General features: G+C 55.6%; 22 protein-coding genes. 16 read left to right on the top strand and 6 right to left on the bottom strand.

The features are described 5' to 3' along the window. Nucleotides 1–83 precede the first annotated feature (83 nt). From lsrA to lsrG, 6 genes are read left to right on the top strand one after another with little or no spacing between them, the layout of a single operon-like run. Nucleotides 84–1,571, top strand: coding sequence for an autoinducer 2 ABC transporter ATP-binding protein LsrA (lsrA, locus tag WFN75_RS17215; RefSeq protein WP_207292439.1), 1,488 nt, complete (start codon nucleotides 84–86; stop codon nucleotides 1,569–1,571). Then, a complete protein-coding gene (lsrC, locus tag WFN75_RS17210; RefSeq protein WP_040073945.1) occupies nucleotides 1,568–2,599 on the top strand; it encodes an autoinducer 2 ABC transporter permease LsrC in 1,032 nt (343 codons plus the stop codon). Before lsrA ends, lsrC begins: the two co-directional genes overlap by 4 nt. After that, on the top strand, nucleotides 2,600–3,583 hold the full coding sequence (lsrD, locus tag WFN75_RS17205) for an autoinducer 2 ABC transporter permease LsrD (RefSeq protein WP_263617659.1): 984 nt from the start codon (nucleotides 2,600–2,602) through the stop codon (nucleotides 3,581–3,583). Continuing rightward, nucleotides 3,580–4,581 carry an autoinducer 2 ABC transporter substrate-binding protein LsrB gene (gene lsrB, locus WFN75_RS17200; protein WP_040073947.1) on the top strand — a complete coding sequence of 334 codons (1,002 nt, stop codon included), beginning with the start codon at nucleotides 3,580–3,582 and terminating at the stop codon, nucleotides 4,579–4,581. The genes lsrD and lsrB overlap by 4 nt, the downstream gene beginning before the upstream one ends. Before the next feature lie 11 nt (nucleotides 4,582–4,592). After that, on the top strand, nucleotides 4,593–5,480 hold the full coding sequence (lsrF, locus tag WFN75_RS17195; RefSeq protein ID WP_040073948.1) for a 3-hydroxy-5-phosphonooxypentane-2,4-dione thiolase: 888 nt from the start codon (nucleotides 4,593–4,595) through the stop codon (nucleotides 5,478–5,480). After that, the gene (gene lsrG / locus WFN75_RS17190; protein ID WP_022649458.1) at nucleotides 5,477–5,770 is read left to right on the top strand and encodes a (4S)-4-hydroxy-5-phosphonooxypentane-2,3-dione isomerase; all 294 of its coding nucleotides are present in this window, start codon (nucleotides 5,477–5,479) and stop codon (nucleotides 5,768–5,770) included. Before lsrF ends, lsrG begins: the two co-directional genes overlap by 4 nt. Nucleotides 5,771–5,854: 84 nt before the next feature. On the opposite strand, the gene WFN75_RS17185 is transcribed toward lsrG, so the two are convergent. Together WFN75_RS17185 and ygjG are read right to left on the bottom strand one after the other, a co-directional pair. Further along, complete coding sequence (locus WFN75_RS17185) at nucleotides 5,855–6,703, bottom strand: dihydrodipicolinate synthase family protein (protein WP_336996580.1); 849 nt, start codon at nucleotides 6,701–6,703, stop codon at nucleotides 5,855–5,857. Between the two features lie 320 nt (nucleotides 6,704–7,023). Continuing rightward, the gene (gene ygjG, locus WFN75_RS17180; RefSeq protein ID WP_336996579.1) at nucleotides 7,024–8,403 is read right to left on the bottom strand and encodes a putrescine aminotransferase; all 1,380 of its coding nucleotides are present in this window, start codon (nucleotides 8,401–8,403) and stop codon (nucleotides 7,024–7,026) included. A 433-nt stretch (nucleotides 8,404–8,836) separates the two neighbouring features. On the opposite strand from ygjG, the gene WFN75_RS17175 reads away from it, so the two are divergent. Next, nucleotides 8,837–10,357 carry a methyl-accepting chemotaxis protein gene (locus WFN75_RS17175; RefSeq protein ID WP_040073951.1) on the top strand — a complete coding sequence of 507 codons (1,521 nt, stop codon included), beginning with the start codon at nucleotides 8,837–8,839 and terminating at the stop codon, nucleotides 10,355–10,357. Between the two features lie 325 nt (nucleotides 10,358–10,682). After that, nucleotides 10,683–12,242 carry a methyl-accepting chemotaxis protein gene (locus WFN75_RS17170; RefSeq protein ID WP_040073952.1) on the top strand — a complete coding sequence of 520 codons (1,560 nt, stop codon included), beginning with the start codon at nucleotides 10,683–10,685 and terminating at the stop codon, nucleotides 12,240–12,242. Here WFN75_RS17170 and WFN75_RS17165 read toward each other — a convergent pair. Next, entirely contained in the window at nucleotides 12,239–12,763 is a 525-nt protein-coding gene (locus WFN75_RS17165) for a PadR family transcriptional regulator (protein ID WP_040073953.1), read from the bottom strand. The two genes, WFN75_RS17170 and WFN75_RS17165, sit on opposite strands and share 4 nt — an antisense overlap. A 234-nt stretch (nucleotides 12,764–12,997) precedes the next feature. On the opposite strand from WFN75_RS17165, the gene WFN75_RS17160 reads away from it, so the two are divergent. Beyond that, complete coding sequence (locus WFN75_RS17160; RefSeq protein ID WP_336996578.1) at nucleotides 12,998–13,762, top strand: siderophore-interacting protein; 765 nt, start codon at nucleotides 12,998–13,000, stop codon at nucleotides 13,760–13,762. Here WFN75_RS17160 and WFN75_RS17155 read toward each other — a convergent pair whose 3' ends face one another. Further along, entirely contained in the window at nucleotides 13,763–14,932 is a 1,170-nt protein-coding gene (locus WFN75_RS17155) for a DNA repair protein (RefSeq protein WP_046885826.1), read from the bottom strand. 462 nt (nucleotides 14,933–15,394) lie between these two features. On the opposite strand from WFN75_RS17155, the gene WFN75_RS17150 reads away from it, so the two are divergent. Next, nucleotides 15,395–15,847 (top strand): hypothetical protein, encoded by a 453-nt coding sequence (locus tag WFN75_RS17150; RefSeq protein WP_336996577.1) that lies wholly within the window; start codon nucleotides 15,395–15,397, stop codon nucleotides 15,845–15,847. A gap of 243 nt (nucleotides 15,848–16,090) precedes the next feature. On the opposite strand, the gene WFN75_RS17145 is transcribed toward WFN75_RS17150, so the two are convergent. Continuing rightward, nucleotides 16,091–17,140, bottom strand: a complete 1,050-nt coding sequence (locus WFN75_RS17145; RefSeq protein WP_336996576.1) for a phage integrase — start codon at nucleotides 17,138–17,140, stop codon at nucleotides 16,091–16,093. After that, a complete protein-coding gene (locus WFN75_RS17140) occupies nucleotides 17,140–17,712 on the bottom strand; it encodes a phage repressor protein CI (RefSeq protein WP_336996575.1) in 573 nt (190 codons plus the stop codon). The genes WFN75_RS17145 and WFN75_RS17140 overlap by 1 nt, the downstream gene beginning before the upstream one ends. Before the next feature lie 134 nt (nucleotides 17,713–17,846). Between WFN75_RS17140 and WFN75_RS17135 the strand changes: the two genes are divergently transcribed. The 6 genes from WFN75_RS17135 to WFN75_RS17110 all read left to right on the top strand — a co-directional run bounded on the left by WFN75_RS17135 (nucleotide 17,847) and on the right by WFN75_RS17110 (nucleotide 19,645). Continuing rightward, the gene (locus WFN75_RS17135) at nucleotides 17,847–18,110 is read left to right on the top strand and encodes a hypothetical protein (protein WP_144883292.1); all 264 of its coding nucleotides are present in this window, start codon (nucleotides 17,847–17,849) and stop codon (nucleotides 18,108–18,110) included. Between the two features lie 30 nt (nucleotides 18,111–18,140). Then, a complete protein-coding gene (locus WFN75_RS17130) occupies nucleotides 18,141–18,650 on the top strand; it encodes a phage regulatory CII family protein (RefSeq protein ID WP_336996574.1) in 510 nt (169 codons plus the stop codon). Between the two features lie 7 nt (nucleotides 18,651–18,657). Next, complete coding sequence (locus WFN75_RS17125; RefSeq protein WP_336996573.1) at nucleotides 18,658–18,882, top strand: phage filamentation protein Fil family protein; 225 nt, start codon at nucleotides 18,658–18,660, stop codon at nucleotides 18,880–18,882. Next, nucleotides 18,872–19,072, top strand: coding sequence for a hypothetical protein (locus WFN75_RS17120; RefSeq protein ID WP_336996572.1), 201 nt, complete (start codon nucleotides 18,872–18,874; stop codon nucleotides 19,070–19,072). The genes WFN75_RS17125 and WFN75_RS17120 overlap by 11 nt, the downstream gene beginning before the upstream one ends. 67 nt (nucleotides 19,073–19,139) lie before the next feature. Beyond that, complete coding sequence (locus WFN75_RS17115; protein ID WP_442913314.1) at nucleotides 19,140–19,367, top strand: DUF2732 family protein; 228 nt, start codon at nucleotides 19,140–19,142, stop codon at nucleotides 19,365–19,367. Then, nucleotides 19,367–19,645: a DUF5405 family protein gene (locus tag WFN75_RS17110; protein ID WP_336996571.1), complete on the top strand. Its 279-nt coding sequence runs from the start codon at nucleotides 19,367–19,369 to the stop codon at nucleotides 19,643–19,645. The genes WFN75_RS17115 and WFN75_RS17110 overlap by 1 nt, the downstream gene beginning before the upstream one ends. Nucleotide 19,646: the final 1 nt, after the last annotated feature.

Genomic DNA, 19,646 nt, shown 5'->3' with positions numbered 1-19,646 from the left:
TGCACGGTTGTAAATATAGTTCAGGGTCTACGCTTTTGAACATTATTAAATCTAAAAATCTTTTGTTCAATGGCGGCGTGATGATGAAAACACTCTTAGAGGCACGCGATATCCATAAGCAGTTCTCTGGCGTTCCGGTGTTGAAAGGCATTGATTTCACACTGCTGTCAGGCCAGGTGCATGCGTTGATGGGCGGTAATGGCGCGGGAAAATCGACGCTAATGAAGATCATTGCCGGGGTTGAGACGCCCGATCGCGGTGAACTCTCTGTGGCCGGTCACGCATTTGCGCGCCTTAAGCCCGGCCAGGCGCACGGGCTTGGCATCTATCTGGTGCCGCAGGAGCCGATGCTGTTTCCCAATCTCACGGTGCGCGAAAACATTCTTTTCCGCCTGCCGCGCGGCAACGACCTTAATACACGCCTGACCGATAAGCTCCAGCAGCTGCAGTGCCAGCTAAATCTCGACGCGGCCGCCAGCACTTTGGAGGTGGCAGACCAGCAGATGGTGGAGATCCTGCGCGGGTTAATGCGCGAGGCGCAGATCCTGATCCTCGATGAACCTACCGCATCGCTCACGCCCGGGGAAACCGAGCGGCTGTTCCGCCAGATCCGCGCGCTCCAGGCGCTGGGGGTCGGCATTGTCTTTATCTCTCATAAACTGCCGGAGATCCGCGCGCTCGCCAGCCACGTGTCGGTGATGCGTGACGGCGCGGTGGTACTCAGCGGCGAAACCGCGCAGCTGGATGACAATGCGCTGATCGCTGCCATGACCCCGGTCAGCCGGGATCGCAGCTTAAGCGATACACAAAAATTGTGGCTGGCCCTGCCGGGAAACCGCCGTACCCAGGCGCAGGATTTCCCGGTCCTGCGGGTAGACGATCTCACCGGGGAAGGGTTTATCGATCTCAGCCTGGAAATTTACGCCGGCGAGATTGTCGGCCTCGCCGGGCTGGTGGGATCCGGGCGCACGGAGTTTGCTGAAACCCTCTATGGCCTGCGTCCGGCACGCGGAGGGCGCGTCTGGCTGGAGAACCAGGAGATCGGCCACGATACCGTTTCGGCCCGCCTCGGGAAGGGGCTGGTCTACCTGCCGGAGGACAGGCAGGTATCGGGTCTGTTCCTGGATGCGCCGATCCGCTGGAACACCGTGGCGCTGAACGAGCCCTCTGTCTGGCAACAGCGCAAGCGGGAATCTGCGGTGGTGGAGCGTTATCACCGGGCGCTGGGGATCAAACTCAACCATGCGGATCAAACCGTGCGCACCCTCTCCGGCGGTAATCAACAGAAGGTCCTGCTGGCACGCTGTCTGGAGGCCAACCCACTGCTGTTGATCGTCGATGAACCGACGCGTGGCGTAGACGTCTCGGCGCGCGCCGATATCTATCAACTGCTTAAGAGCGTGGCGGCACAAAACGTGGCGGTGCTGATGATCTCAAGCGATCTTGATGAGTTTCCCGGTCTGGCGGATCGCGTGCTGGTGATGCACCAGGGGAGGCTCAGCGGCGAGTTGCCCCGCCAGGCGGTCAGCCTCGATCGCATGATGGCATTGGCGTTCGGAGGCCAGGCATGAAGACCTTATTAAAGAACCGTGAGCTGAGCGCTTTACTGGCGATCCTCGCTCTGTTTGCCGTACTGGTGGCACTGAATCCGACCTATTTAAGTCTACAGACGCTGGGAATGATCTTCGCCAGCGCGCAGATCCTGATCCTGCTGGCGATCGGCGCGGCGCTGGTGATGCTGACCCGTAATATTGATGTTTCAGTGGGATCGACCGTCGGCCTCTGCGCCATTGCCGTAGGCGTGGCGCTAAATAACGGCTATAGCCTGCCGGTCTCTATGCTCTTTGCGCTGATGATAGGCGCGCTGGCCGGTGCGTTTAATGGTCTGCTGGTGGTGGGGCTACGTATCCCGGCGATTGTGGCCACCCTCGGCACGCTGGGGCTCTATCGCGGTGGCATGCTGCTCTGGACCGGTGGGAAGTGGATAGAAGGGCTGCCTCCGGCCCTGAAAGGCCTCTCAGCGCCGGTCGCCCTCGGGATTTCACCGTTGGGCTTTGTGGTGCTGTTTATCGCCGCCGTGGGGGCGTGGATCCTGTCGCGCACCGCTTTTGGGCGTGATTTTTATGCGGTGGGCGACAACCTCGCCGCCGCACGCCAGCTGGGCGTGGCGGTAAACCGCACCCGCATGCTCGCTTTTACTCTGAACGGCATGCTGGCGGCCTGTGCGGGCATTATCTTTGCTGCGCAGATTGGCTTTGTGCCAAACCAGACCGGCAGCGGACTGGAGATGAAAGCCATCGCCGCCTGCGTGCTTGGCGGAATTTCGCTGCTGGGCGGGACGGGCACGCTAATTGGCGCGCTGCTCGGCGCCTTCTTCCTGACCCAAATTGACACCGTGCTGGTGCTGTTCAGGCTCCCGGCCTGGTGGAACGACTTTATCGCCGGGCTGGTGCTGCTGGGGGTGCTGGTGCTCGACGGGCGCTTGCGTCAGGCGCTGGCACGACATCAGCGGGCGCTGAAATACAGCCGTTTCCAGCCGGGCAACAAAGGGGGAAAACACGTCACCCCCTTTCCAAAACGCAAAAAAGAGGTGGCGTAAATGAAGCTTAACTGGGAAAGCGCGCTGCTGATCTTGCTGGTGCTGGAGATCCTGCTCTTTGGCGCCATTAACCCGCGGATGCTCGATATCAACATGCTGCTGTTCAGCACCAGCGACTTTATCTGCATCGGCATTGTGGCGCTGCCGCTGACGCTGGTGATCATCAGCGGTGGGATTGATATTTCGCTGGGGTCGACTATCGGCCTGTGCGCCATTGCGCTGGGGGTGATGACGCAGGCGGGATGGCCAATGGCCGTCGCCATTCCGTTGACGCTGCTGCTCGGTCTGCTGTGCGGATTGCTCAACGCCGCGCTGATTCACTACACCGGTATCAGCCCGCTGGTCATTACTCTCGGCACGCTCTACCTCTACGGCGGCGGGGCACTGCTGCTCTCTGGCATGGCAGGGGCGACCGGCTATGAGGGGATTGGCGGCTTCCCGGAGAGCTTTACCGCCTTCGCTAACCTGACGCTCTTCGGCCTGCCGATCCCGCTGGTGCTCTTCGCCGTCGTAACTCTTTTCTTCTGGCTGATCACTCATCGCGGACGCTTTGGCCGGCATCTGTTCCTGATCGGCCAGAACCCCCGCGCGGCACGCTATGCGGCGCTGTCGGTAAACGGCATGCCTTACGCGCTGTATGGCCTGGTGGGCGTAGCTTCGGCGATTGCCGCCCTGGTGATGGTCTCTTATTTCGGTTCGGCGCGTTCGGATCTCGGGCGCGATTTACTGATGCCGGCCCTCACCGCCGCCGTGCTCGGCGGGGCGAATATCTACGGCGGGTCAGGTTCGGTTGTGGGTACGGCGCTGGCGGCGTTGCTGGTGGGCTACCTGCAACAGGGGTTACAGATGGTCGGCATCCCCAACCAGGTGTCGAGCGCGCTATCAGGGGCGCTACTGGTTGTGGTGGTGATGGGACGTTCGCTGAGTCTGCACCGTGAATGGGTGCGCAATATCTTCCTGAAAACTACCCGGAGCGTACGATGAAAACAAAACTGATAGTGCTGGCGATGGCCCTCAGCTTCGCCTCGGCGCAGGCGGCAGACCGCATCGCCTTTATCCCGAAACTGGTGGGTGTCGGCTTCTTTACCAGCGGCGGTAACGGCGCGAAAGAGGCAGGTAAAGATCTCGGCGTGGACGTGACCTACGACGGCCCGACCGAGCCAAGCGTCTCCGGCCAGGTGCAGCTGATCAACAACTTCGTCAACCAGGGCTACAACGCCATTATCGTCTCTGCCGTGTCACCGGACGGTCTCTGCCCGGCACTGAAGCGCGCGATGCAGCGCGGCGTGAAGGTGCTGACATGGGATTCCGACACCAAACCGGAGTGCCGCAGCATTTACATCAACCAGGGCACACCGGAACAGCTCGGCGGCCTGCTGGTAGAGATGGCCGGCAAGCAGGTCACCAAACCGAATGCCAAAGTCGCCTTCTTCTACTCCAGCCCGACCGTCACCGACCAGAACCAGTGGGTAAAAGAGGCGAAGGCCAAAATCGAGAAAGATCATCCCCAGTGGCAGGTCGTCACCACCCAGTTTGGCTATAACGATGCCACCAAATCCCTGCAAACCGCCGAAGGGATCTTAAAAGCCTATCCGGATCTGGATGCGATCATCGCCCCGGACGCTAACGCCCTGCCGGCGGCAGCGCAGGCGGCAGAAAACCTGAAGCGGGAAGGGGTCGCGATCGTCGGGTTCAGTACGCCGAACGTAATGCGCCCCTACGTTGAGCGCGGCACGGTAAAAGCCTTTGGCCTGTGGGATGTGGTGCAGCAGGGCAAAATTGCGGTCAACGTCGCCGATCATATGTTGAAAAAGGGCGATGTTAACGTTGGCGACAGCGTAGAGATTAAAGACATTGGGACGCTGAAGGTTGAACCGAACAGCGTGCAGGGCTACCAGTATGAGGCGAAGGGCAATGGCATCGTGCTGCTGCCGGAGCGGGTGGTGTTCACCAAAGAGAACATTGATAAGTACGACTTCTGACGGGGGAGAACATGGCTGATTTAGACGACATCAAAGACGGCAAGGATTTTGGTATCGGTACGCCGCAGGTCAACGTACCTTACACCCTGAAGGGCTGCGGTTCGCTGGACTGGGGCATGCAGTCCCGGCTTTCACGCATCTTCAACCCGCAAAGCAACCGCACGGTAATGCTGGCTTTTGACCACGGCTACTTCCAGGGGCCAACCACCGGCCTTGAACGTATCGATCTCTCCATTGCCCCGCTGTTTGGCGAGACCGACGTGCTGATGTGCACCCGCGGCATTTTGCGAAGCCAGGTGCCCGCGGCCACCAACAAACCGGTGGTGCTGCGCGCCTCCGGGGGAAATTCGATTCTGGGCGAGCTTTCCAACGAGTGCGTGGCGGTCGCGATGGAGGACGCGCTGCGCCTGAACGTCTGCGCGGTAGCGGCGCAGGTCTATATCGGCAGTGAATTTGAGCACCAGTCCATCAACAACATCATCAAGCTGGTGGACGCGGGCGCGCGCTATGGCATGCCGACGCTGGCGGTAACGGGGGTGGGCAAAGAGATGACGCGCGACGCCCGCTATTTCTCGCTCGCCAGCCGCATCGCCGCCGAGATGGGGGCGCAGTTCGTTAAGACCTATTATGTCGACGAGGGCTTTGAGAAAGTGACCGCCAGCTGCCCGGTGCCGATTGTCATCGCCGGGGGCAAGAAGCTACCGGAAAACGAGGCGCTGGAGATGTGCTGGCGCGCCATCGACCAGGGGGCATCCGGCGTGGACATGGGGCGCAATATCTTCCAGTCCAGCGCGCCGCTCGCCATGCTGAAGGCGGTGAAAAAAGTGGTCCACGAGAACATGCGCGCGCGGGACGCGTTCCAGTTCTGGCAGGAAGAGAAACAGGGAGAAGCAAAATGAATGTGACGCTGGTAGAGATCAATATCAAACCCGAACGGGTAGATGAGTTTCTGGAGGTGTTTCGCGCCAATCATGAAGGGGCGATTCAGGAGCCGGGCAATCTGCGCTTTGATGTACTGCAGGACCCGCGGGTGAAAACCCGGTTCTTTATCTATGAAGCCTATAAAGACGAAGAGGCAGTATTAGCGCACAAGCAGACGCCGCACTATCTGGCCTGCGTGGATAAGCTCGAGGAACTGATGTCGGAGCCGCGTAAAAAACGCTGTTTTGTCGGGTTGTTGCCGGAATAGCGGCCTTGCCCGGTGGCGCAACGCGGACCGGGCCTGTGGAGTGTAAATCCCGCTTGCCGGGTACACGGAGCGCCCGCGGGTATTTCAGGCCAGCTCAAGGCTGATAATCAGTCTCGCCAGCGCTTCACGCGGCTCGCCCTGGATCGCCTGCAGGGGAAACGGCAGTGCGGGCACCGTGACTTTTCCCATCATCTCGGCTGCGGCTGCCATGACGCGCAGGCTGCCATAACGGCGGAACAGCGCCCACAGCGGCTCAAGCCGTTCAGATTGCGTCGTCTCTTTTGAACGCGCAATCGCCAGCGCGGTCTGTGGGAACACGCCTGCGATAACCGAGTACCAGACATCGAACCCGGCCCGCAGGGCTGGTGCTGCCTGCCAGTCACCGCTGATGCCCATGGTAACGTTGTCCGGAAGGCGCGAGCGTACCTGCGCGATATCCTCCGGCACGCGGCCAAATTTCACGGAGCCGATGTTCGGTAGCGCCGCTACGGCAAACATCAGCTCATCGCTAAATGTAAAGCCGGTGGTGGCCGGGTTATCGTAAACGCACAGCGGAACGGAGAGCTGGCGGGTAACCCGCTCATACAGCGAATAGACCTCCTCCGCCGTCAGCCGCTGGTACGAGACCGGGGCCATTAGCACGCCGGCCGCCCCGGCCGCCTGCGCATCGTCGGCCAGACGCAGAATATCGTCCAGCCGAAGTGCGCCGATGCTCACCATCACAGGGATCCCGCCCGCATGCTCAACCGCACAGCGTGTTACCTGGGTCCGTTCTGCAACGGTGAGGTACGCGTAGCTGCCCGTGGAACCAAGAATACCCAGCGAATCTACGCCCGCATCCACCAGTGGGCGCAGAAGGGTTGTGAAAGCCTGCTCGTCGATCTTTCCCTCTTTCAGGGGGGTCAACGGAAATGCACTTAATCCGTGAAACATCGTCTCTCCTCTTAAAGCGCCAGCGGTGAACCTGAGCCGTCGTCATCGCGTTAACAAAAATAAAGCAGGGGCCATCACGGCAAGATGCGAGGCTACTGACGGCGTAACCTCTGTTGACGGTTTTATACCATGGTTGTGACCCAACAAGGATAAAGACAAGGTATTGACCAGGCCGGAAGCCGATATCGTCCCGGTAAGCCAGGCGTTGGCAAAAACAGAGCGGGGTCAGTAAAGGAGAAATGTGCGGCGGTTTACCGTTAAAAAGGCTTTGACGTAGCGGAAAAAAACGGCCGGGCAGGCGCAGGGCCGCCCGGCGCTTTTTACGCCTCTTCGACGCTCACTCTCAGCGCCGCCAGCGCTTTACGCGCAGCTTTCAGCACCTGCTCACACTGCTCAATGGTGAGCGTGAGCGGCGGTTCAATGCGGATGGTTTTGGCGTTGTTCAGCGTGCCGGCTACCAGCACCCGCTGGCGGAACATCTCGCTCGCGAAGTTGTAGCCGATTGCGTTATCAACAAACTCGATAGCCATCAACATCCCTTTGCCGCGTGCGTCCTGCACCAGGTCCGGGTATTCACGCCCTAGCTGGCGGAAACCATCGAGCAGCATGTCGCCTTTCTGCTCGGCCTGCGCAGGCAGGTTCTCCTCCAGTAATACGTTGATGGTCGCCAGCGCAGCTGCACAGGCCAGCGGATTACCGCCGAAGGTGGTGGTGTGCAGGAACGGGTTATCAAATAGCACCGAGAATACCTCTTCGGTCGCCACCGTGGCGCCAATCGGCATTACGCCGCCGCCCAGCGCCTTCGCCAGGCAGAGAATGTCTGGCTGCACGTTCTCGTGCTCGCAGGCAAACATCTTGCCTGTGCGCCCCATACCGGTCTGCACTTCGTCGAAGATCAGCAGCGCGCCAAACTCATCGCACAGCTGACGCACGGCAGGCAGATAGCCCTGCGGAGGCAGAATCACGCCCCCTTCACCCTGAATAGGTTCCAGAATCACCGCCGCCACGTCATCGCCGGTATTACGGCACTCGCTGAGCTGCAGGCGCAGAGCAGCAATGTCGCCGAACGGCACATGGCGAAAGCCCGGCAGCAGCGGCATAAACGGCTTACGGAAGGTCGATTTTGCCGTCGCGGAGAGGGCGCCCAGCGATTTGCCGTGGAAGGCACCGCTGGTCGCGATAAAGGTGAATTTTCCGCGCGGCGACTGGTACGCTTTGGCGAGCTTAAGCGCCGCTTCGACCGACTCCGTGCCGCTGTTGCTAAAGAAGCTGTATTTCAGTTTGCCGGGGGTCAGGGCCGCCAGCGTTTTTGCCAGCATCGCCCGCAGGGGGTCGAGGAGTTCCTGACTGTGAAGAGGTTGTTTAGCGAGTTGATTCTGTACGGCGGAAACGACAACTGGATTACGGTGCCCCACGTTGAAAATCCCAAAACCACCCAGGCAATCAATAAACTCCTGTCCCTGGGTGTCGACAAGCGTATTCAAACTCCCCGCCTGCCACTCTACGGCTCCGTAATCCCCGCCAGCGGTCACAGATTTTCGATACTCTAAAAATCCCGGATTCACATGCTCTTTGAAGTAATCAATCACCTCGCGGTTAAGTTGTTTCATCTCCTCATGATCAAGCGTTTGCTTTTCAATGAGATTCAGTGCGTGCGCGGTACAGGCAAGAGCCGAGGCGCTGGAGGGTAACCTGTTCAAGATGTGCTCCCGGGGATCGCGTATCACATGATACTGAGTTAATTATTGCAGGGATTGCGCCACTTCCGATGACCCGACGAAAATCGGGATAAACGCCAGGTTAAAGTAATGTTGCACAATATTTAATCATGTGAGACGCAGCGGAGGCGGTTTTGGCGTGGGGTGTCGGGCCATTGCGTTGCACTCATTTTCGTCAATTGCACTGACGTGGTGCGGCGCACGCTACTTAAGTAGGCCTTAACGGGTAAGGCTTTGTGAGTAATTTCACCATGAAAGTATTTTGAATCAATAGATTAGAAAAGCGTACTAAACGTGCGGTTTAGGGATGATTTGCGATCTCGATCGAATTTAACAACTAAAGATAAATTCCCTACCGCCGAAAAGAGATTAACCCCCGAAATTAACATTCAAATAACCTGCAAGGGATGCTCACATGTCTTCTCAATCGTATGTCACCCAGAATGCGTATCCTCTGGACGATGACACCACTCTGATGTCCACCACTGACCTCAACAGCTACATGACCCACACTAACGATACTTTCGTGAAGGTCAGCGGCTACCAACTGAATGAGTTGCTGGGCCAGCCGCACAACCTGGTGCGCCATCCGGATATGCCAAAAGCCGCGTTTGCCGATATGTGGTACACGCTGAAGCAGGGCGAGCCGTGGAGCGGCATTGTGAAAAACCGCCGCAAAAATGGCGACCATTACTGGGTGCGCGCCAACGCCGTGCCGATGGTGCGTAACGGGCAGGTGACGGGATATATGTCGATTCGCGCGAAGGCCACGCCGGAAGAGATTGCCGCGGTAGAGCCGCTCTACAAAGCGCTGAACGAAGGACGCAGTAACAAACGGCTGCATAAAGGGCTGGTGTTGCGTAAAGGCTGGTCTGGCAAGCTGCCCACTCTGCCGCTGCGCTGGCGGGTGCGTAGCGTGATGGCCGGTTTGTTTGTGGTGCTTGCCGCGGTGCTGCTGGCCACCTCTGCAGGCTGGGCGCCGCTGGCGGCCAGTGCCCTCATCATGCTGACAGGCACCCTGCTGTTTGAGCAGCAGATTGTACGCCCGATCGAGAACGTTGCGCGCCAGGCGCTAAACGTGGCGACCGGGGCCCGCAATAGCGTAGAGCACCTCAACCGCAGCGACGAACTGGGGCTGACCCTGCGTGCGGTGGGGCAGTTAGGGTTGATGTGCCGCTGGCTGATCAATGACGTATCAAGCCAGGTGGTGAGCGTGCGCGACGGAAGTGACCAACTGGCGAAGGGCAACGAAGATCTGAACGATCGCACCCGTCAGACCGTGGCCAACGTGCAGCAGACGGTGACCACCATGAACCAGATGGCGGCATCGGTGCAGAGCAACTCAGAGACGGCCGCCGCCGCCGATAAGCTCTCTATGGCGGCCAGCGGCGCGGCCACCGAAGGGGGCAGCGCGATGCAGACGGTAGTCAGGACGATGGATGAGATCGCCGACAGTACCCAGCGCATCGGCTCAATCACTAAACTGATTAATGACATTGCTTTCCAGACCAACATCCTGGCGCTGAACGCTGCGGTTGAGGCGGCCCGTGCGGGTGAGCAGGGGAAAGGTTTTGCAGTGGTGGCTGGCGAAGTGCGCCATCTGGCGAGCCGCAGCGCCAGCGCGGCCAATGATATCCGTAAGCTGATTGATGCCAGTTCCAGTAAGGTCCAGTCCGGTTCGGAGCAGGTGCATGCCGCCGGCCAGACCATGGATGATATCGTTGAGCAGGTCCAGAACGTCACCCGCCTGATTGCCCAGATTAGCCACTCGACCTCGGAACAGGCTACCGGTTTATCCGAGCTGACCCGTGCCGTGGCAGAACTGGATGGCATCACCCAGAAAAACGCCGCGCTGGTGGAAGAGAGCGCGCATGTCTCCGCCATGGTGAAGCACCGGGCGAAACGCCTGGAGGATGCGGTCACCGTTTTACACTAAAGGTCCCGCAGAAGAAAAAGCCGCTTATTTATTTTAAGTAAGCGGCTTTTTTTATTCCGCGGTAAAGCCGCAGGGAATGTTAATTTTATATTAAATAATTAAAGTTCCCGCTGAAATAATAACCAGAAATAATGCGCGCTTATTCTTGCGCAGAAGTCAATTCACTTAAATACAGGCGCTAAAACGATCGATTACCCGCATTTAATAGGCGATACCTATTCTTTGATAGTGGTTTCTAATAAAAAAGCGATCAAAGTCATAAAGTTAGCTAAAGACCGACCGATAACCCCCTCGTCAAAGAAATAATCACATCGACGGAGTTAATATGTCTTTAAATAACGTAAGGATCGGCACGAAATTATTTCTGGCGTTTGGGTTCATTATTTTACTCATGATAGTGAGCTCCGGTCTCTCCTTACTGAGCCTGAGTCGGGCTAATAGCGGTATGCAGACCATCATTTCTGAGGATTATCCCACCACGGTAAAAGCCAATCAGTTAATCGAACAGTTCCAGGAATTTGTCAGTACCCAGCAGCTCATGTTGCTGGATGACCAGGGCACCTACACCGCCACGTCGGAGCAGCATCTGAAGGCGATAAGTGAAAATATCACGCGCATTTCTACTGACCTGACCAACAGGCTTAACGACAAAGAATCGCAAAAAATCCTCTCCGACTTCAGCCAGATACGCCAGCAATATCTTGAGTCCCGCTTCCGTATCCTGAAAGCCATACAAAATAATGACCGTCCGGGGGCGGTGGCCGAGATGATGACAACGACCCTGACGCTGCAGCAAGCTTATAAAGCGAAAGTGCAGGAGCTGATTGCGGTGCAGAACCGCGAGATGCAGAAGGGCGGTGCCGACGTTGAGCGCGACTTCAAATCGAACCGTATGATCCTGGTCCTGCTGGCGCTGGGAAGCGTGCTGGCGGCGTCGGTGATCGGCTGGTTTATCGCCCGCTCAATCACCCATCCGCTGGGCCAGGCCGTCTCGCTGGCGGAATCTATCGCCGAGGGCGATCTCACCCGAACGGTGGTCAGCCGCTCCCGTGACGAGACCGGCGTTCTGCTGAACGCGCTGATGACCATGAAAACCCGTCTGCAGGAGATTGTGCAGGAGGTGCAGTCCGGCTCCGAGAGCATCTCCAGCGCGGCGGCGCAGATTGTGGCAGGCAACCAGGATCTGGCAGCCCGGACTGAAGAGCAGGCCAGTTCCGTCGAGCAGACGGCGGCGTCGATGGAGCAGATCACCGTGACGGTGAAGAACACCGCAGCCCACACGGGCGATGCCACTCACCTCTCTGCCGATGCGGCATTGGTGGTGAAAAATAACGGTGAAATGATGAAGCAGGTGACGCAAAAAATGCGTCTGATTAACGACACCTCTAACCGCATGTCTGACATTATCAACCTGATCGATGCCATCGCCTTCCAGACCAATATTCTGGCGCTGAATGCCGCCGTAGAAGCGGCACGCGCGGGCGAGCACGGGCGCGGATTCGCGGTGGTGGCCGGGGAAGTACGTCAGCTGGCGCAGAAAAGCGCCTCGTCATCCCGTGAGATCCGCCAGCTCATTGAGAGTTCCACCAGCCAGACGCAGGAAGGCATGGAACTGGTTGAGAAAGCCAGCGCTCTGATCAACGGCATGGTGGGGAACGTGGAAGAGATGGATGCCATTCTGCGCGAGATTGGCCAGGCGAGCCGCGAACAGACGGAAGGCATTTCCCAGATCAACAGCGCCATCGGCCTGATTGACTCCACTACCCAGCAGAACTCTGCGCTGGTAGAGGAGTCCGTTGCGGCGGCATCGGCACTGAACGATCAGGCCCGACACCTGAAAGAGATGGTGAAAATCTTCCGCCTGCGTGATGAAGCCGTGGCTTAATCCAGCTGGGAGATCTCCAGCGCCGCGCGGTCGATCACGCCGATAATCTGCTTAAGCTGCGCGTCGCTGAGCGGGGCCTGGTTAACACGTAAATCCAGCACCGCTTTAAAATTATCCAGAGCCCGCTTCATCTGCGGGTTTTTACGTAACTGGGCACCCACACAGCGCGCTTTGATACGCGTCTGAATCTGCTCCAGCTGTTCCAGATTTTCATCCAGCCACAGCTGCCCGGCCACGGTGATGGCCAGCTTTTTGCGGCCGTTCTCTTCTTCCGTAATGGTAATAAACTGCTGATCCTGCAAGAAATCCAGCGTCGGATAGATCACGCCCGGGCTCGGGGTGTAATTGCCCTGGGTCAGGCTCTCGATCGCTTTAATCAACTCATAACCGTGGCTGGCATTGCGGGTCAAAATGTCCAGGATGACCAGCCGTAACTCGCCGTGTCCGAAGAATCGCTGTCGACGTCCGCCGCCGCCGTGGGGGTGATGATCGTGGTCGCGCTCAGGATGTGCGTGTCGCATAGAGTTGGCTCCTTATTTTGATATATCTAATTTATATCTAAAGTGTTCTGATTTGCAAGTGTTCACGCCAATTTGTTCCTAACTCAATGATTAAAATGATTTATTTTATGGGTGTGGATTCGTGTCAGGGAGAAGTAAAAGGCTATCAAAAAAAACTTGCAATCCTGGTTATTAGCAATCATTATCATTTAAAATTAATTTAGATATATCGTGAATTATCACGAAGGCAGAAAAATGACATCGACCCGATACCCACAACGCGTGCGCAATGCGCTGCGTTTTCGCGAACTGGACGTGCTGCGCGTGGAGCGCATCAGCAGCGGATTTCAGCGCATTGTTTTAGGCGGCGAGGCGCTGGAAGGCTTTAGCTCACGCGGTTTTGACGACCATACCAAAGTCTTTTTCCCTGAGCCGGGGACGACCTTTGTGCCGCCGGTCGTCACGGAAGAGGGGATCGACTGGGGCGAGGGCGTGCGCCCGCAGGCGCGCGATTACACCCCCCTGTACGATGCGGCGCGCCATGAACTGGCGCTCGATTTCTTCATCCACGAACGCGGTCTCGCCAGCGACTGGGCGGCGCAGGCCAAAGTGGGCGATAAGCTGACCATCGGCGGCCCGCGCGGTTCGTTGGTTGTGCCGGAAGATTATGCCTGGCAGCTGTACGTGTGCGATGAATCGGGCATGCCGGCCCTGCGTCGTCGTCTTGAAGCCATTGCGGCGCTGCCGGTACGCCCGGAGATCCACGCGGTAGTGACGGTGGGTGACGAAGTGTATAAAGAGTATCTGGCGCACCTGAGTGCGTTTAACATTCACTGGGTAGTGGGGCATAACGAGCAGGCGGTTGCCGACACGCTGGCGACCTTAAGCGTGCCCGCGGCGGATTACTTTATCTGGCTGACCGGGGAAGGGAAGATGGTGAAAAACCTGAGCCGTCAGTTTGAAACGGATGCCATCGATCAACAGCTGGTGCGTGCCAGCGCATACTGGCACGCAAAATAGTCAGGCCGCTGAATCCAACTGCGCTTCGTTCACCTGATGTTCGAGCGAGGCGCGGACGTCGTTCAGCGCTTTCTCCTGTTGGGCGAAGTAGGCCTCCATATTGCTCAGGGAAGAGACCAGCAGCCAGGACTCCTCTTTTTCCAGCTCTGCCAGCTCGTTCACCAGCGTGTCGATTTGCTCGCGCACCTGGTTCATCTTTTTGCGGATACGTTCCAGATCGTTCAGTCTGTCGCTGGCCATCAGTGGCTCAAAGCCCTGCTGCAGGCGCGCCACTAGCGAACGGATGGCTTTCACGTCACCCCGCTGTTTAGCCTGATTGAGCTGCACCATCATGGCATTCGCCTCTTCTTTCAGATCGTCCGCCACCAGGTCCGGATGGCAGAGCTTACTGGCCTGGCGCCAGAGGCGTTTTAACTCGTTCTTATCCTCTTCTGATAAGTCCTTACCCTTACGCAGCCGCACTTCGGCTTCGTGATGCTGTTCGCGGTATTTTTCATACTCGTCGTTGGCCTCATCCCGAGCCTGCCGGGCAGGCTCCTCTTCGCGGGTTAAACCGATCTCCAGCTCCTGCGCTTCGGCCAGCAGATTGGCAATCAGGTTACTCTGCTGCTGCAGCTGTTTACGCGCCTCGGCGGCCTGCAGCGAGTCTGCCGGCAGGTCGCGCCAGCGCTGGGTCAGGGTGGCCAGCACTTCGACCGCCTGAGCCATATAGTGCTGACAGCGGCGATAATCCTCTTCACGCCGACGCGCCTCCGCCTGCTGACGGCGCAGATTCAGCTCCGCCAGAGTTTTACGCAGGGCGAGGATCTGGGTCATCAGGGGGCCGAGGCGAGAGAAATAGCTGTCGTTAAACTCATCCAGCTGCTGGACGCGGGCGTTACGACGGTCAATCAGATCGCGCAGGCGCTCTTCCAGCGCTTTCAATTCCAGCTTACTGGCCGCCAGTTGGGGATCGCGCCACGGGGTGACGGCGCGCTGGCTCTGCAGCCAGGCGGTGATGGCGGCCATCGCGGCGGTATAATTTTTCTGCTCAAGCGCCACGACGATTGCCTGTAGCTCATCGTCAAACGCTTCACTTTTCAGCCTGGCGAGCTGGCTCAGGATGATGTCGTCGTCTTCCAGTTCAATGGCATTTTTGATGATTTCTAGCCGTTTTATCGGAGTGCTCATGATGCCTTTCGCTTTGGCGCTTAAGTATTTGAGTTAAGGGTAATTGTGGTAAGAGCTACAGGAAATAATACACACGGATGATGATCGGCGCGATGGGGGATTTCTTTAGTTTTTACGGTTTTTTCGCCTGAGTGATGAATCCGTTACATTCATTACGGAAGAGGGCTCGCAGAAGGGAAACATGGCGGTGGATTTCGCTTTTTACAGGGGAAAGGCGGGAGTAGGGTGAAGGCGTTGCAGAGAATCTGTAACCGGGCGTAGGAACCCGAACTACTCAACGGTGGTACATGTTTATGTATCGGGCCAGCGTACACCTCTGTAAAATCTTTGGTGGCGCTGGCAGGGCAGCCGAAAGGCTGGCCGGTTTTCGTTGAGTTCCGGTTCCTAACCCTGTCAGCGCTGCCACTCTCCTGTGCTTAGGAACTCAGGTTGTGGCTCTTAATACTCAACGGAGACAACAAAATGACAACCATCCCCAATCTGCTTTACATCCCTTGCCGCGACAGCTTTACCGTTCAGTTGCTCGCGACGCCGTTACCTGCTTCGGCCAATTTGTTCGAGGTCACCGACTTCTGTACCGGCTTTGTGAATGTGTTGCTTGAAACTAATGACCCCGCCGAGCGTATAGCGATCCTGGGCCGCTTATCCCAGGCGTTCACCCGAATGGCACAGCTCTGCGACGATGACCTGCCGCCCGAACTGGTTATCCGTCTCACTACCGATGAATTGCTTCCCAGCAGCATGCCGGATCTGTGGCATGACACCTGCCTGACAGTGGGATATCTCCAGTCATTAACGCAGGCATTGCTGGGTAACACGCTGGCAAAACCGGTGGCGGATGACCTTGCCGGGCTGCTACATGACATGGTTTATATTGTCAGGGATTATGTGCAGGAGCCGTATTTAGTGCATTAATGCAGGAGCTGTCTGATCTGACTTGCCAGATAAAACGTCGCAGGGGGGTTCTTTGCCGCTAATCTGGAGCCAGGCAACAAAAAAGCCACTCAATTGAGTGGCTTAATTATATGATTTTAAAGCTAAGATTTGGTGGCCCCTGCTGGACTTGAACCAGCGACCAAGCGATTATGAGTTCTTAGCGGAACAACCGAAAATCAATAGTTTGCGTTTAAAAACAGACGTTTAGATTATCAAAAACTATCAATGATTATCAGTGTTACTCATTTCCATCGCCATTTTATCGCCACTTGCCGCCAGTGGGTTCAGTTTAACTGCATCTTCTAAATGGCTGGGTGCAAAGTGGGCATAGCGCATCGTCATTTTGATGTCTGTATGGCCGAGTACGCGCTGTAAGACCAAAATATTACCACCATTCATCATAAAGTGACTCGCGAAGGTATGCCGTAAGACATGGGTAAGCTGTCCAGCAGGTAACTCAATTCCGGTCCTTTCCAGAGCAGAACGGAATGCGCCATAACATTCACTGAAAAGCTGCCCCTTCACGTTTTTCTTAGCTTCGACCAATGAGTCATAAAGCTCTCGGCTTATCGGTACGGTTCGGTTTTTTTTGCCCTTAGTTTTTGTGAAGGTGATTTTACATTTAGATAGTTGTGTCTTTTTTAGCCCTTCAGACTCACCCCAGCGAGCGCCGGTAACTAGGCAAATTTTCACCACCGCTTCTAAGTCTTGGTTGTCATGGCGTTTGCATTCAGAAAGCAGTAGTGCGATCTGCTCTTGGTTTAGCCAGGCCATTTCCATTTCTTCGGTACGGAAAGGGCGCATATTTTTTAATGGGTTTTCCCCTTTCCATTCCCCGAGACGGTTTAGCTCATTGAATACAGCTCGAAAATAGGCAAGCTCAAGATTAAGTGTGCGGGGGGAAACTACCTTCACCCTATTGGAGCGAGCGTAATCGCCTTTTAAGCGTTTCTCCCGGTAACGTGAAAACATTTGTGCGTCGAAATCACGTGCAAGAGGTTCTCCCATACAATCGAAAGCATGGTGCATAGCAAGCTGACGCTTGAGGCCATCTTTGAGGGTTATGCCGTGAGCTCTATACCATGAATCAATCAGCTCTTTTAATGTGCGCCTGTCTTCTTGTGCTTCATTCCACGGATTCTGTACAGTGTGTTGCTCATAAGCCAGCGCCTCTCCCTTAGTGGCGAATTTTTTTCTTATACGCTTGCCGTTAGCCCCGTTTGGGTAAAGCTCGCAAAGCCAGCCGCCCGAGGGATTTTTCCGTACGGTCATCAGTTAACCTCGCTGTACACACCCACTACGCGACCTAATGTTTTAATTTCATCTACGCCGCATTCGAAAGGCACTTTTCCACCTGCAACATGCAGCCTTCTGCCAGGTAAAACCGTTAATTCACGAATACTCGTAGAACCCTCGATATCAACAAGCCACGTTCCATCGGTTAAGGCCGAGTCTTTCTCTACAAAAAACAGATTCCTATCAGCGCGGACCGCAATGCCATTCGACATCTGCTTGCTGAAAAAATTGGCGTCAATGCTCAATGTGGAATCATCGGAAAGAATTCCGTCACTTAAAATGAATGAGGTGATTGTTTTTGGGTCTGTAGGCGAAGGATTACCTTCATACTGTGGGCCTCGTCCAGTGAAAAGCCAGCGCAGGCTTACCCCTGTTTCCAGTGCGCAATGCACAGCAAAATCATATGACAAGTTGCCTCGCGTGTAGCGGTTCTGCAAGGAACTGGGCGCAATTTTGAAGTGATTGGCTAGCTGCAATTTCTGCGTGAATCCATAAACCTCACAAATCCTGTTAAGCAATTCTGTGTTATCGAAGTTGGTATCCAACATTAAAATTAGCATCCATATGTTGCGCGATACTAAGATTGGCATTAGTATGCGGATTGTAAGTGGCGCATTGATGACAATCGCTGACAATCGAAGAGCATCAATGACAATTATTTATAAACTGGGAATCATGCAATATGGCTTCTGAAATTACAATTGTGAAAATTCCAAGTGAGATCGTATCCCCTCATGAGTTTGCAGCTTTAGAGCGAGTGTCTATTGCTACCGTTCGTCGTTGGACTACTGGCGATAATCCTTGCTTACCAATCGAGCCGCGCGTCATCAAGCCTGGCCGTAAGCGTGCAAGCGGTATGGTCCGCATCTACTACGCGCGCTTTAAAGAAGAGCAGCTACGTAAGGCGTTGGGTCATTCCCGTTTTCAGCTCGTTATTGGCGCGTAATTCACATTATGTGAATTCTAAGGATGCTGCATGTTTGATTTTCAGGTTTCCAAACATTCCCACTATGACGAAGCGTGTCGCACTTTCGCGCAGCGTCACAACATGGCGAAGCTGGCCGAGCGTGCGGTCATGAACGTTCAAACGTTACGTAACAAACTCAACCCGGAGCAACCGCACCAGTTGACCCCTCTTGAAATTTGGACGCTTACAGACCTGACCGAAGACTCGACCTTAGTCGATGGCTTTCTCGCTCAGATTCATTGTCTACCGTGTGTGCCAGTTAACGAGCTGGCGAAAGAGAAGCTGCAAACTTATGTCATGCGTGCCATGGGTGAACTGGGCGAGCTGGCGAGCGGTGCGGTATCGACAGAGCGTCTTACCCCGTCTCGTAAAAGCAACATGATTGAGAGCGTAAACGCTGGCATTCGCATGCTGTCACTTACTGCCCTAGCACTACAGGCCAGGCTACAAGGTAGCCCCGCAATGGCCAGCGCGGTTGATACCGTTAGCGGCCTCGGTTCTTCTTTCGGGCTCATGTGAGGTGGGTATGTTGAAAAATGAACCGTCTTTCGCATCCCTGCTCGTTAAGCAAAGCCCGGCCATGCACTGCGGTCATGGATGGATTATGGGAAAAGATGGCAAGCGCTGGCACCCGAGCCGCGATCAGTCCGAATTGTTAAAAGGGCTGACCAGTAAAAAAGCCACAAAACCAGTTTTTTTAATTATTCGTATTGCTCGTTCTATTCTGAAAGGAGTGAACCATGTCTCGTGATGAATTGAGAATTATCCTCGGCGCTGTTATTCCAAATATGGAAGAGGGTTTTGAAATAAAAACCCGTGACGGTGCAATTTTCCGTGTTGATCCTAACTGGGAGTGCTGCAAAGAGTTTCGCCTGAATTTACAGGCAGAAATGGTCACCCAACTGAAAGAAAAACCAGTCCGCGTTATCGGTTATAGCTAATTAACCCAAGTAATTAAATGGCGTAAACCCGCCGGGCATTTTTTTGCCCGAAATCAGGAGAAGTATCATGCAGAAAGAAATTACAAACGTGTTTTTGGCCGAAAGCGATCCACTGATGACCGTTATTGATATCGCCAAAAAGGAAGAGCGTAAAGCACGCGCCGCTGCTGTTTCCATTCGCCTTGAGGCTCTTGCTGTACATATCACTAACAAGCGAATGACATGCTTTGAAGTGGCTGAACTCCTGCGCGGGGAAGCCGCTCGTTTTGAAAACGAATCAATAGAGCTGCACTAATGAGCATTCGCATCGAAATTGGTGACAAATGGGTTATCACCAGCGATCAGTTTCAATTCATCCTGAATGAAAAGAAGGTTGTCAAAGCAGGTAAAAAAGCTGGCGAGGAATGGCTCGCCACAATCGGCTATTACCCGAAAATCAATCAGCTTATTTCCGGTCTGGCACATCACTACATCCATAACTCGGAGCTTCAAACTCTGAAAGACATTTCCTCAGAAATTGAGCGGTTGGGGATGTTATGTGAGTCAGCCTTTCATGCTGGGATAGGGAAATAAC

The sequence above is a fragment of the Leclercia sp. UBA7405 genome, assembly GCF_037152215.1.
Lineage (GTDB): Bacteria > Pseudomonadota > Gammaproteobacteria > Enterobacterales > Enterobacteriaceae > Enterobacter > Enterobacter pneumoniae.
Note: the sequence above shows the minus strand (reverse complement) of the source record. Positions and strands in the feature narration are given on the sequence as shown.